Origin of the sequence: Cohnella ginsengisoli (assembly GCF_029525555.1) — a bacterium.
GTDB classification, from domain to species: Bacteria; Bacillota; Bacilli; order Paenibacillales; family Paenibacillaceae; genus Cohnella; species Cohnella ginsengisoli.
In genome coordinates, this window is sequence record NZ_JAPDHZ010000002.1 from 52884 (window position 1) to 65696 (window position 12813).

Here is a 12813-nt window from a genome sequence, read left to right on the forward strand (position 1 = left end):
GATTGGACGCGCATGGTCACCATCTACGATATCGCGGAAAAAGCCGGCGTCTCGGCGATGACGGTATCTAGAGTTATCAATAACACCGGGCGAATCAGCGAGATAACGCGGACGAAGGTCAAACGCGTCATGGAAGAGCTCGGATACGTGCCGAACCAGATGGCGCGCAGCCTCGTTTTGCAGGAGACGCGGCTGCTGTTTCTCATGATCACCGACATTACGAACCCTTTTTTATACGACGCTTGCGCGCGGTGCGGAGGATGCGGCTAAAAAAGCACGGCTACCGGCTGCTTTTCGGCAATACGGACGAGGATCTGGATAAGGAAAAAGACTATATCGACGCCGTCCTGAAAACGCGGGCGGACGGGGTGCTGATCGCCCCCGCGGGCGATGCTTCCCTCCCGCATCTGGAAATGCTGAGGCGACACCGCGTGCCCTTCGTGCTGCTCGACCGCGAGGTGCCGGGCATGGACAGCGACGTCGTGCTCGGCGACAGCAAGGAAGGCGCGCGCCAGCTGGTTAAGCAGCTGGTCGAAGGCGGCCATCGCCGCATCGCGCTGATCAACGGCTCGCGCACGATCTCGAGCGCCCGGGAGCGGCTCGAGGGCTATCGGGAAGCGCTCAAACTGAACGACCTGGCCTACGACGAAGCGCTCGTGCTGGAGACGAGCTTCGGACCTCGCAGCGACCTGACGGGCATAGAGGCGTGGCTCGACCGCATGATCCCCCTCCCCACCGCCTTCGTCGCCGGCAATAACGTCCTGGCGGTCGAGCTTATGCGATCGCTTCGGTCGCGCGGACTTCGCGTGCCCGAAGACGTGTCGCTCGTCTGCTTCGACGAGCTGGCCTCCTACGCCGAGATGGACCCTTTTCTCACGGTCATCTCCCAGCAGGCCTATCAGTTCGGACATCTGGGCATGCAAATGCTGCTCGACCGGATCCAATCGCGCGACGAGCCGTCGCCCGGCCGGCGCAAGGTCGTGCTGCCCGCTGAGCTGATCGTGAGGCGTTCGGTCCGGCAACTGTAAGGTCGCCTTTCCTGCCGGGCTCATCCCCGACTTTTTTATGACACAGCGTATCCTCATCTAACTTTAGATCATCGCAAACAAGCGCCGCGGAGAAATCTCCGCGACGCCTGTTGCCTACGTTGCCTGCTATCTTCCAAACCTAATATGCCCGGCTTTCGTTCGCAACCGGTCCCATCTCCGCTTAATCGGACCGCGGGGGGTCCGGCGCGAGCGCGAGCCCGGACAGCGCGGCGATGCGGGCGACGACCTGATCCGCATGCATGCCATCCGTCTGAATGTGCACTTCGAACGCCGGTTTCGACAAGCTGGCCAGACACCGGTCGATCTGTCTGGCCGCCCAGGAGCGCTCGCTCTCCCACCGGCTGCGAAGGCGACGCAGCAATGTCTCGCGCGATGCCGTCAGCGCGTAGTGGTCGACCCGGATGCCCGAGCCGCGCAGCGCGCCGACCAGCTCGTCCAAGTAGCCCTCGTTTACGACCGTCATCGGCACGATGATCGGCCCCGTGTGCTTTGCAGCCAAGTAGGCCAGCATATCGCGATTGATCGACCGCCACATCGGATAGTCCTGGAAGTCGTCGCCGCGAAGAGGCTTCGGCAGCTTCGCCCGGATGTAAAAGCCGGCCTCTTCGGGATCGAAGACGAATGAGCCCGGAAGCCTGCGGTGCAGCTCGTAGGCGGCCGTCGTCTTGCCTGCGCCGAAGGCGCCGTTGATCCATACGATCACCGGCGTTGCCCGGCGGTATGCTTCGATCTGCGCCGCCAGATGACGAAGGCGGCGATCGCGGCCGCGGCGATGAGGAGCGACCACAGCCAGTCCAGCCGGGCCAGCGCTTCTCTCGTGCCGTTCAGCTTGCTGTCCGCGTAAGATTCTTGATAGACGGCTTTGACATACGCGCCGCCGCCCGAATCGATGGCGATCGCATCCTGCACGTCGATGCCCAAGATCCCCTTGAACACGGTGCCCATCGGCAGCGCGTTGGAGAAGTTCCCCTTGTAAGCGCCTTCGGTCTCGGCATAAGCGGAGGTCTTGCCCAGCTTCATGCCCAGGCGGTCGGCGGGTACGGATTCATTCGTAATCTTGTACAAATTGTCGTAATACACGACAAACGGCGTGTCCCAGTTGGCCGCTTCGCCAACGGACGGAACGAGCAGCAAGAGCGCCGCGAACAACAGCAGAAGCTTACGTGACATGGTCAGGCTCCTTCGGATCGAATGGATCAATGAGGAAAAATGATGCTTGGTTCACATTTTAAAGCAAAACCGGCCTCGCGAACAGTCCCTTCAAATCGGGATTTGTGAACTCGCCGACCCACGCTTGGACAGCGATCAATTGCCGAAAAGCGTATCGAGCACGGTGCCAAGACCGCCTGGCTTGCGGCCGAGCAGCATCTCCGGATCGAAAATCTCGACGGAGCCGCAGCGTTCGCAGGACACGAAAAGATAGTGATGATGCTGAATGTCAAGCAGCTTGCTAAGTCCAGGGCCGGTCATCGCGACTTCTTTGGCTGCGCCGCCGCGATGGCCGCATTTGCCGCAGACGAAGCGATCCTCGATCATCGCCGCGACTTCGCGCATGTCGGCTGGCTCCTCGTCCTCCGCAATCCTCGAAGTCGCCTCATCGGCCATCAAGCCGTCCGGATTTACAGCGATATCGTCGAAGTCCTCTTCGGTCACCTCATACAGCTTGCGTCTGCAGCCCGGGCATCTCCCGACGGCACGCTCGAGCTCAGCCTGGCAATACGGACATTCCATCTTTTTTCACGCTCCTCCGCTGAAAGTAACGGACAAATGCACGATCTCGCTGCGGCTTGCCAGACGGACCGGAGGCCCCCAAGTGCCGTAGCCGGACGAAACGACGGCGTGCAGCCTCCCTTTGCGCAAATAACCCCAGTCCAGCTCGAACAGACGGCGCGTGATCCAGTGGTTGGGCGCGAACTGGCCCCGGTGCGTATGTCCGGACACGAGAATGTCGACGCCGGCCTCCGCGGCGGCCGCGTAGCCGTAAGGCTGATGGTCCATCAGCACGATCGGCAGCGTGGAATCGAGACCTTGGAGCAGCTCCGCCACCGGCTTGCGGCCGTCCGGATCCATCGATTCCGCCGTCTTGTCCTTGCGCCCGACGACGTTCACGATGCCGCCCGGCGTCGCGCGCTCGTCGCGCAGCACGGGAATGCCGAGCGCCGCCATGCGTCCGACGTACTCCTCGATATGTCCGCCGTAATATTCGTGATTGCCAAGCACGGCGTAGACGCCGAGCGGCGCCGAGAGCCGGCCGAGGCGCTCGGCCATGCGGTTGCGCACGAACGGTTCGATCACGTCGTCGAGCACGTCGCCTGCCAGCAGGATGAGATCCGGCTTAATCTCCTCCACCCGCGGAAGCAGACGGTCCAGGTGGCGGTTGCCGACGATGTTGCCCAAGTGCAAGTCGCTTACGAGCACGATGTCCAATCGCTGCCGGCCTCCGGCATCCTTCGCGACGTCGAACTCGTACTTGCGCACGATCGGCGTCCAGGCGTTCCACGTGCCCCAAGCGAAGAAAAGCATTAGAAGCGCGGCGACGATAAAGCCTGTCGCTTCTACCGTCTGGATATAATCCGCTCCCGCCTCGTAGCACAGCCACGCCGCCAGATCCGCGAGGGGCAGCAGCAGCACGGCATACTCGAACAGCCCGATATAGTAAGCGCCGAACACTTTGAGTCCGCGTCCCGCCGGCTTCGGCAGAAATCGAAAACGTCCGATTAAATAACCGAGCGCGGCCACGGCGAGCACGGTCCACAGCAAGCCGTCCGGAAAACCGGGCAGCCAGCTGCTCAGCCATGCCTGCGCGTTCCAGCCGATAAAAAAGTTCAGTCCGAGGTAAGCGGCGATAATGAGCGTAAACGTAACGACAGCCCGCAAGCCCCCCTCTTCTCATCGGCCCGCCTCCCCAGTCTCATGGTCCGAATCGGCGATGAGCGGCGTCGGCGCATCCGCAAACAGCAGCTTGAGCCTGTGCAGCGCGCGCGTACATCCGACATAGAGGAGCTTGGCGTCGTCCGCCTTGTAGTCCGTCGCGCCGGCGTCAGGGATCAGGACGGCATCGAATTCGAGGCCCTTGGACAAGTACACCGGAGCGACCGTGACCCCGCCTTCGTAATTCTGATGCTTCGCTTCGAGCAGCGAAGCCCGAATGCCGCGAGCCGTCAGTTCGGCGTGAATGCGCGCGCAAGCCGCCGCCGTTCGGCCCAGCACCGCGATGCTCTGCAGCTCCGGCTCCGCTTGCCATTCCTCGACGACCGCGGCAATCGCGCCGCAGTCCGGCGACTGCGCGGTCCGCCGGACCTCCACCGGCTGCCCGCTGCGAAAGACGGGCCGCGCCGGCTTGACGCCGCCGCCCATTCCCTTCAGGATCCGGTTGGCGAATTCGATGATCTCGAGCGTCGAACGGTAGCTCCGGTCCAGCTCGTAATACGAGGTTTCGGCCGAAGGGAACAAACGCTTGAGCTCGTCCCAGTCCGTAATGCCCGCATAGTCATGGATGCCTTGCTGCAGGTCGCCGAGCACCGTCATCGAGGTGATCCGCTGGTGCTGCCTGAGCACTTGCAGCTGCGCGGGCGAATAATCCTGCGCTTCGTCGATCACGATATGGTCGTAGGCGGGCGAGGTCGGTCCAAGCAGCTTCAGATGGATATGCACGAGCGCAGCCAAGTCTTCTCTCGCGAAAACGGCGGACGCCTTGCTTTTGCCCTTGCCCTTCGCTTTCGAAGAAACGCCTGAGCCGCTCTTGCCTCCGGCCGCGGCTTCCGCGTCATCCGAATGCCAGCCGCCGGCCTTGTAAAAAGAGGAAGCCGTATGCTGCGGCAGCTTTCCCGCGTACGCCTTCCAGCGGGCGTTCGCCTTTTTTCGCACCTCGGCGTCGTTCCACTTGGTTTTGCCGAGCTCGATCTCCATCCAGCGCTTGATCCGGTTTAGCACCCGTTCCCGCTTCTTCATGAGCGGATCGAGCGGATTTTCCTCCGCGAACCAGGCGCGAACCTGCTCCGCCGTCAGCATGCGCCTATCGTCCGGCGAAAACGGCTCGTCCGGAACCAGCGTCCGCGCGAGCTCCGCGATCGCCTCGTCGATATCCGCCAGAAAGTCGAGGCTGCCCTTGCGCTTCGCCGGCGCATCTTCGCGTCGGCCGCCCGCGGCGTCGCCCTCGAACCAGCGGGCCAGCTCCTCCGCCGGATCCCGCAGCCGCAGGTCCTCGCCGATTTGCTCGAGCGCCCAGTCCTCGAACGTCTGCTGGCCGATATCCCCGACCCCAAGCTCCGGCAGGACGCCGGAGATGTAATTCAGGAACATTTTGCTTGGCGCGAGGATCATCATGCGGTCGGCGCGAACGCGGTCCTGATAGCGATACAGCAGGTAGGCGAGGCGGTGCAGCGCGACGGTCGTCTTTCCGCTTCCCGCCACGCCCTGGATGAACACGGCTTTGTTTTTCTCGGTACGGATGATCGCGTCCTGCTCCTGCTGGATCGTCGATACGATATCCCGGAGCTTGTTGTCCTTGCTCTCGCCGAGCTTATGGAGCAAGAATTCGTCGCCAGCCGCGCCGCCCTGCTCGCCGCCCTCGGCATAACTGTCGACGACGCGCTGCAGGTCGCCTTCCCGAACGAGCAGATTGCGCTTCAGATGGACGGTGCCGGACACCGGTCCTTCGGGCGAGTCATAGGCGACCTCCGGATCGCCGCCCGAGAATGCGTAGAACAGGCTCGATACCGGCGCCCGCCAATCTACGACGAGCAGGCGGTGCCCGTTCTCTTCGCCGACGCCCGACTTGCCGATGTACAGCGGCAGCGGCTCGCCTTTGCCTTCTTCGCGGAAATCGAGCCTGCCGAAGTACGGCTCCTTTTCGGACGCCGCGAGCCGGATCTTGCGTTCCTGGCGGATGGCGTCCAGCGTCTGCTCGGTATAATCGTTGCCGGTGTACCGCGGCCCGATGCCCGCGATCTGATCTCTGATCGCTTCCTTCGTATGCTTCAGCTTCACCGTTTCTTCACGGAATCGTTGGTCTTCCGACACGGATCGCATCCCCCCTTCAAATTGATTACCGCTGATTAGGTATGGTTAAATAAAGGAAGATACATGGTCTATGCAAGTTACATAATTCGGCGAGGAGGCATTTCAATGAGCTATAACAACATTTTGGTCGCATTCGACGGTTCGAATCTGTCGCGCAAGGCGATCTCCCATGCCTCCGCGTTGGCGGAGAGCTACGGCGCCGCGCTGACGGTGCTGCATGTCTATCAGGTGCCGCTCGTCAACAACGGCGACTTCATGGTCACCCTTCCGGCGGATTGGTCTCAGCAATACATGGACCACTCGTTCAAGGTGCTCGACGAAGCGAAGGCGCTCGTACCCGGTACCGTCAATGCGACGTTCAAGCTGATCGACGGCGATCCGGCGAACACGATTCTCGATTATGCCGGCGAAAATGGCGCCGACCTTATCGTGCTCGGCAGCCGCGGGCTTGGCGGCATCCGCGAGTTCGTGCTCGGCAGCGTTAGCCACAATGTCATGCAGCATGCCAAGGCGCCTGTACTGATCGTCAAGTAATTCAATCGGGCTGCAGATAGCCGCGGTCAACGCCAACGACAAAAATCGGTCTCTTCCCGCGCGGGAAGGGACCGATGTCTTTATTAGGGGCATATGCAAGCTGACTGTACAGGTCTGCCCTCTAATATATCGCATATCGTTAGCCAAGTAAAATTATAGGAGACCGTCTAGATCCGCGTCACGGCGATCAGCCGCAGCGCCTCCGACCAAACGAACGGCGTCAAGGTCTTCCGGAATCTCGTAGGAGCCGCCGTTCAGCGTCCCCCTTTGCTTCTATATAACAGAAAAAGGCGCCTCTAAGCCATCGCGTCGACGGCGGCATCGATCAACCGTTCGTAAAGCTCGTCGTTCGACTCGATCTCTGCGTCTACCGCGTCTATCTGCTCCTCGCTTCCCGACTTGCCCGCGAAAAAAAGCGAATAGCTCCACTCTCTGCCTTTGTCGCTCTGCAGCGCCATCTCGTAAGCCGCATCGTGGCCCTCGACCTCGAACACCACTTTTCCTACATATCCTTCGACTTCATCCTTCGTCATTGTCGCTTCGGTAATGGTTACGTTCATGCCGATTCTCCTTTGTGTCGGGCCTTCGCGCGTTTCCGCCGCGGCTACTTGCCCCATTTTAACGGTGTCAAAACCAATTTTGCAAAAAACAGCGTATTTTCGGCGTTTGTCCAGTTGTCTAGCATTAATATTTTCTTAGCTGTTTTTCATATTGCCGCGCAAACCGCCACGCATCAGCTTTCCGCCGCTTAGAGGAAAATGGAGGGAAGTTTCAATCTGATATATTGATTCTAGCAGCAAGCGCATCACGACTACAACATCATTGGAGGAATCGCATCCATGGCAGCATCCAATAGCTTTAAAAAATTGATGGCGTCGGCCGTCGCATTGACCATCCTGTTCGGAGGCGCGACAGCGGCTTTGCCGGCGAAGCCGGTCAGCGCTGCGGAAGCGACCGTCACGGCTAGTTCTAAAGCATCCAGCCTCATCGCCCTCGGCAAAAAATACATGGGCGTTCGATATAAGTTCGGCGCGAAAACCGGCAACACGAGCTCCTTCGACTGCTCGTCGTTCACGCAATATTTGTATCGCAAGTACGGCGTGTCTCTGCCGCGCGAGTCTAAGGCGCAGTCCAAGGCCGGCAGGTACGTATCCAAGGCTAACCTGAAGCCGGGCGATCTCGTGTTCTTTTACTCCCCGATCCACCATGTCGGCATCTACATCGGCAATGGCAAGGTGATGCACACGTATGGCAAACCGGGCGTCACGATCTCGAGCATCAACTCGGGCTGGTGGAAAAATAACTACACGACCGCTCGCCGCGTCCTTTAATCGCGTATCCTTTCTTCGAGCCGTCCCTCCGCAAGGGACGGCTTTTTCTTGTTTGTTCGCGAGGACATCTCCGTTTAAAGCTTATGCTTCCCCGAATTAGTCACCTTGACGTCTACGTCGACATCGATCGGAATCGCCGTTACTTCTGTTCCGGCCTTTTTCAGCTTTTTCCACGTCGCCGGATGGTGCCGGTACAGGTCGTCCTCCAAACCGATCAGGTCGATTCGGCGAGCGCGCCCTGTAGCTAACGATTGCTGAAGTTTCTCCCGTATGCCTTTTTCGGCCCAAGCTTCCAGCTCCAGCTCGCGGGCCTTTTCATGCAGCTCATAAATATAAGCTTTTACGGAAACGACGGCCTTAAAAGTCCCGTCTTTGCCGCGGCGACGATCATAGGTCAAACGCCCTTTGCCGGTCGTCGCGGCGAAAATGGCTACGAATTTGCCTTCGTCGTTCCTGACCTCCAAAAAAAGCGCCTTTTTTGATCCGAATGGAACCATTTCACGCCTTGTATGAGCGGCTCTCCGAGCGCAGCATGCTTTTTTTTGGCCGACAATCGCATGCGCCCCATCGAAATAAATATAATTTTTGGATTTTCCCCCTTGCTTCCAACTGGTGCGGTCCAGTTTGAGAACCGGCAGCAGCGTCGTATGGCTTTTTTCGTAAAATTGGCGAACGAACGCTTGCAGACTCACCATCTCAACGGCGGGCACAGCCGGACCGCGAACGTGTCGGGTGTACAAAAACGTATACATCGGCGAATTAAAAAAAGGTATCGGAAGCCAGCAGTTCTTCGAGAGGCTCGGATGTCGCGGCCATAGAAATGTTGTAACGCACGGTTCGGCTTCTGTTGAAGCTGTCCAAAATGTCGGGAATTCGCGCCAGCGCGTTCTCCTTGACGATGACCGTCATGAGATGATCGAGAGACGGCCTGAGCTGCGAGCTTCGATACATGGCCTTAAGCGCAAGCTGGGGGGGACTCGCCTTCCCCGTGCCCGATGTAGGAGGGGAACGCCCTGCCGCTGGCTCCTTCTGTCTTGGCGACGTCGGACATCGTAATGAGCGTCCCGTATATGGAATACTGCTCCTCCTTTTCATCATAATCGATTCCCAAGCTCGTAATATAACTGGTCTCCTGAATCGAGCGCTGATCCCAGCACGCCGTCAGGACGACGGTCATGATGGCAAGCGTCAGTATTCGCATCGCCACATGCATCGCACTCACCTCCTCATCCGCCGCGTTTGGGGCTCCCCTTGCTCCTTCGATCGGCATACGGGAATTTGAGAAAGGCTCCACGCGCGCGCCTCGCTTCGTAAGGGGCCGCCGGCTTCAAGTACGGTTCTCCGAAAGAACGCAACGACACCATGTATAGCAATATCGAAAATACGCCGATAAAAAAAGCCGAACATGCCGAGCGCGGTCGAACACAGCAGCACGACAAAGCGAAGCAGGTTCACGGAGCCGAGCAGCGTCTGGTTGACGAGCGTGAACGAGGTGACGTACGTCACCGCGCTGACGACGAGCATCGTAGGCGAAGTAAGCCCCGCCCGGATCGCCGCATCCCCGACGATTATGCCGCCGACGACCGCGACGGTCTGACCTACGGCCCTCGGCAGCCGGACGCCTGCTTCGCGGAACAGCTCGAACATGAACAGCATGAGAAACATCTCGATCGCGGTCGAGATCGGCAGGCCGATCCGCGAGACGACGATCGTCGCCATGAGCGGGAACGGAATCTGATCGACGTTAAACGTCGACACCGCGACCCAGAATCCTGGCATCGTTAGCGTGATGAACAAGCCGACCAGGCGAAGCAGCCGCTCCATGCTCACGAAATAATACGAGTTGTGAACGTCCTCCGGAGACTTGAGCAGCTCGAACATATTGGTCGGCGCCGTGTAGACGAGTGGAAGACCGTCCACGATGATGGCGATTCGGCCGAGCCCCAGGCACTCGACGATATAATCCGGCCGGCCCGTATAGTTAACGAGGGGAAACAGCGCCCGGGACCTGTCGGAGAGCATTTCCTCGACCTGTCCGGAGCCTACCACGATGTCGGGCGACAGTTTCCCGATTCGTTTGCGCGCTTCTTCGATCAGCGAGCGGCTTGCGGTTGATTTTAGATAAAGCAGGTTGATTTCCGTTCGGCTGTCCGTACCGACACTGAACGACTCGATTTTCAAATCCGTCGACTTCAATCGCCTGCGCACCAGCGTTCGGTTTATCGACAAGCTCTCGACGAAGCCGTCGCGCGGCCCTTTTACCGAAATCTCGGAAGAGGATTCTTCGGGCGAGCGTTCCGACTGGCGGGGAATCGGATAGACAAGCACCCTCCCGTCGCTCACGATCAGCACGCTGCCGGAGAACAGCCGCGCCAGGATGCTCGCGCGTTCTTCGTCGCCCGAAGCGGCTAAAGCAAACGCGCCGGGAAGGCCTTTGGCAAGGTTCGTTCCCGTCAGCCATTCTCCCACGGTGGGCAGCAGCCGGTCTTTATAAATGGCATTGTCGATCATGCCCGTCGCCGACACGAGCGAGGCCTGCCGCTTTCCGGCCGACAGCTTCTCGACGTTCACGTCCGCGCAGCCGGCGATCTCGTCGTCCAGCCATTCAAGCCCGGTTTGCATTCAGCTCGCCCCTCCCTCCGCGCTTGCGAAGCGCCAGCACCCATACGTAGAACAGAAGAGAGATCTGCACCGCAAACACAAACGGCCGGATCGCCTTATAGAAAATATATTGATTGTTGTCTCCGAAAGGATAGACGGTCAGGCCGATCATGGCGATTCCGATGATAATCAAGGCGATCAGTTTGCCCTTGCGCTTCTGAATGCCGGACAGCTCAAGCAGGAGGCTAAGCGCAAGCGAGATGCGAATGAGCGCCCCGCTGATCCATTGGTAGATGGCAAAAAAATCGAGATGCTCGATATAGCGGCCGACACTCAATATGCGCCACTGCGAAAAAGCGGGAAAACGCATGCTGCTGGACTCGAATACGCCGAATTCGCAAATGGCGGCTATGGTCGGGCCGACAGACAGCACAATGACGAAAAGGCCGGTGGCATACAGATGAACCCGACGAAAAGGCTTGTTGGCATACATTTGCAGCAGTATGAACAATATCATTTCCGTCAGCCCGCTGCAGGATACGAGCGCCCCCCTTAAAACCGGTCCGAAGCCATTCTCCATTAAGGGAAGCAGTTGGCTATAGTCCTTGCGGTCCGAATTGCCGGACGCAACGAATATGCCCAGAGCCGTAACGACCGGGAGAGCGATACAAGACATGTAGACGATCGCCTGCATGCCGACCAGCACGGCTGCGACGCAGAGGAGCACGAAAACCGTGGCGGTGACGAGCGGCGGCGTCTCGGGCAGGTACGTACTGTTGGTCCAGGTCAGCACGTCGACGGTCGTAATGATCGCCTCCAGCAGCAAGTAGCCGACGACGACGGTTAAGATGAGCACCCGCGAGAAGGCTCCGCCCTTTTCCATCAGCCATGCGGAAAAAGGCTGCAGTCCCAGATCGCGCAGCACCGCGGCCACAGGCAGGAGCAGGATCAGCATCAGAGCGCCGGCCAGCAGCACGGATATCCATGCGTCCCGGCCGGCCGTCCCCAACACGATCGGCAATATAATGACGTGATTGACCAGTCCCACGGATAAAATCAAGCTGGTGATGACCGACAGGCGGCCTGCTTCGAATCCCCTCATTTGCCGGAGCCTCCCTTCCCGGCTTAAGTTTCCCTGTGCCGGTCCGGTTTATGTGCAGCGGCAAGCCCGCTTACTCTCGCATTGTCTCCAGTCGAACAAGCCGCTTGCGCATGTCCGCCTCGTTGAAGTCCTCGCCGATGAGGACGACCACGTCGCGCGCCGGATTTTGAGCTGCGAGCGGCATGAAGTCGGATTCCCGGTAGGCGAACTGGAACAAGTAACGCGCGGCCGTATCCGTAAACGTAACGATCCCCTTGGCTCGGTATACCGATGACGGCAGCTCGCGCAGAAAGCGCTCGAAGCTATCGCTTCGGAACGGTGCGGACGGATAATGCGTCAGCACATGCACATGATCGTGCAGGCGCGGCGATTCGTGATCGTGATTACCGTGATCGTGATTACCGTGAGCGCGATGGACTTGATTGTGCCGGTCGTGATCGTGATGGCCGTTTTCGAGGCCTTGGCGGTCCTGACGGCTGCCCCCGACGCCGACGGCTCCGGGCAGCATCGTCAATAGATCCGTCCCTGTCTCCCCCTTGACTATGTCCTCGATCGCCGCAGACGGATTCCATTCGCGCAACTGCGCGCGCACCTCCTCCGCTTCTCCGGGGCCGACGAGATCCGTCTTGCTCAGCAGCAGCAGCGAAGCCCCGCGGATCTGCTCCCGCATGAGCCGAAGCGTCTTGCCGGCGCCGAGCCGCAGCCGGTCGAGCAGATGCCTGGCGTCGACGACGGTGATCAACCCGCGCAGCTCGAGCTTCGCGTACATGGACACCTCCGTCACGGCGTCCATCATCTCGAGCGGCTGCGCCACGCCTGTGGACTCGATCCAGATGACGTCCGGACGATGATCCCGGGCGAGCTGCAGCAAGGAGACGCCGAGATCGTTTTTGACCGAGCAGCAGATGCAGCCACCGAGCAGCTCGGCCATGGGCACGTCTTTCGCCAGCAGCTCGCCGTCGAGATTGACGTCTCCCGCTTCGTTCATGAGCACCGCCGTCCGCCAGCCTTTCGCCTTGGAGCCCTCCAGCAGTTTTTGCAGCACGGTCGTCTTGCCGCTCCCCAGATATCCGGATAACACATATACTTGTATCGGCTTATCGCCATAGTCGTTCGCTTGCGCGCGCATCGCGGTTCCTCCCCCGACAAAATGAATCGACCCTCCGTCGCGGCT

The 12813-nt window shown here is 59.7% G+C and carries 14 protein-coding genes and 1 pseudogene; 4 read left to right on the forward strand and 11 right to left on the reverse strand.

The window, feature by feature from the left end:
• Nucleotides 1–12 precede the first annotated feature (12 nt).
• On the forward strand, nucleotides 13–270 hold the full coding sequence (locus OMP38_RS34345) for a LacI family DNA-binding transcriptional regulator (protein ID WP_338130373.1): 258 nt from the start codon (nucleotides 13–15) through the stop codon (nucleotides 268–270).
• Nucleotides 261–1028 carry a substrate-binding domain-containing protein gene (locus tag OMP38_RS00295; RefSeq protein WP_338130374.1) on the forward strand — a complete coding sequence of 256 codons (768 nt, stop codon included), beginning with the start codon at nucleotides 261–263 and terminating at the stop codon, nucleotides 1026–1028. Before OMP38_RS34345 ends, OMP38_RS00295 begins: the two co-directional genes overlap by 10 nt.
• A gap of 126 nt (nucleotides 1029–1154) precedes the next feature.
• Here the strand turns inward: OMP38_RS00295 and OMP38_RS00300 are convergent.
• The 5 genes and pseudogenes from OMP38_RS00300 to OMP38_RS00320 all read right to left on the reverse strand — a co-directional run bounded on the left by OMP38_RS00300 (nucleotide 1155) and on the right by OMP38_RS00320 (nucleotide 6080).
• Nucleotides 1155–1752: pseudogene (locus tag OMP38_RS00300) on the reverse strand (AAA family ATPase).
• On the reverse strand, nucleotides 1749–2219 hold the full coding sequence (locus OMP38_RS00305; protein ID WP_277563407.1) for a hypothetical protein: 471 nt from the start codon (nucleotides 2217–2219) through the stop codon (nucleotides 1749–1751). The pseudogene OMP38_RS00300 and the gene OMP38_RS00305 overlap by 4 nt, the downstream one beginning before the upstream one ends.
• A 135-nt stretch (nucleotides 2220–2354) precedes the next feature.
• Complete coding sequence (locus tag OMP38_RS34350) at nucleotides 2355–2780, reverse strand: zinc ribbon domain-containing protein (RefSeq protein ID WP_338130375.1); 426 nt, start codon at nucleotides 2778–2780, stop codon at nucleotides 2355–2357.
• 6 nt (nucleotides 2781–2786) lie between these two features.
• A complete protein-coding gene (locus tag OMP38_RS00315) occupies nucleotides 2787–3926 on the reverse strand; it encodes a metallophosphoesterase (protein ID WP_277563408.1) in 1140 nt (379 codons plus the stop codon).
• Nucleotides 3927–3938: 12 nt separating this feature from the next.
• Nucleotides 3939–6080, reverse strand: coding sequence for a HelD family protein (locus OMP38_RS00320; protein ID WP_420869572.1), 2142 nt, complete (start codon nucleotides 6078–6080; stop codon nucleotides 3939–3941).
• Between the two features lie 96 nt (nucleotides 6081–6176).
• Here OMP38_RS00320 and OMP38_RS00325 point away from each other — a divergent pair, with 96 nt between their 5' ends.
• Nucleotides 6177–6605 carry a universal stress protein gene (locus tag OMP38_RS00325; RefSeq protein ID WP_277563410.1) on the forward strand — a complete coding sequence of 143 codons (429 nt, stop codon included), beginning with the start codon at nucleotides 6177–6179 and terminating at the stop codon, nucleotides 6603–6605.
• 296 nt (nucleotides 6606–6901) lie between these two features.
• Here OMP38_RS00325 and OMP38_RS00330 read toward each other — a convergent pair whose 3' ends face one another.
• Entirely contained in the window at nucleotides 6902–7165 is a 264-nt protein-coding gene (locus tag OMP38_RS00330; protein ID WP_277563411.1) for a hypothetical protein, read from the reverse strand.
• Between the two features lie 279 nt (nucleotides 7166–7444).
• Between OMP38_RS00330 and OMP38_RS00335 the strand changes: the two genes are divergently transcribed.
• Complete coding sequence (locus OMP38_RS00335; protein WP_277563412.1) at nucleotides 7445–7936, forward strand: C40 family peptidase; 492 nt, start codon at nucleotides 7445–7447, stop codon at nucleotides 7934–7936.
• 74 nt (nucleotides 7937–8010) lie between these two features.
• Here OMP38_RS00335 and OMP38_RS00340 read toward each other — a convergent pair whose 3' ends face one another.
• The 5 genes from OMP38_RS00340 to OMP38_RS00365 form a co-directional block, all read right to left on the reverse strand.
• Nucleotides 8011–8400: a Ger(x)C family spore germination C-terminal domain-containing protein gene (locus tag OMP38_RS00340; protein WP_277563413.1), complete on the reverse strand. Its 390-nt coding sequence runs from the start codon at nucleotides 8398–8400 to the stop codon at nucleotides 8011–8013.
• A gap of 295 nt (nucleotides 8401–8695) precedes the next feature.
• The gene (locus OMP38_RS36590) at nucleotides 8696–9034 is read right to left on the reverse strand and encodes a Ger(x)C family spore germination protein (RefSeq protein ID WP_477100065.1); all 339 of its coding nucleotides are present in this window, start codon (nucleotides 9032–9034) and stop codon (nucleotides 8696–8698) included.
• A gap of 120 nt (nucleotides 9035–9154) precedes the next feature.
• Nucleotides 9155–10558 (reverse strand): spore germination protein, encoded by a 1404-nt coding sequence (locus tag OMP38_RS00355; protein ID WP_277563416.1) that lies wholly within the window; start codon nucleotides 10556–10558, stop codon nucleotides 9155–9157.
• Entirely contained in the window at nucleotides 10542–11639 is a 1098-nt protein-coding gene (locus OMP38_RS00360) for an endospore germination permease (RefSeq protein WP_277563417.1), read from the reverse strand. The genes OMP38_RS00355 and OMP38_RS00360 overlap by 17 nt, the downstream gene beginning before the upstream one ends.
• Before the next feature lie 70 nt (nucleotides 11640–11709).
• Entirely contained in the window at nucleotides 11710–12768 is a 1059-nt protein-coding gene (locus OMP38_RS00365; protein WP_277563418.1) for a CobW family GTP-binding protein, read from the reverse strand.
• Nucleotides 12769–12813: the final 45 nt, after the last annotated feature.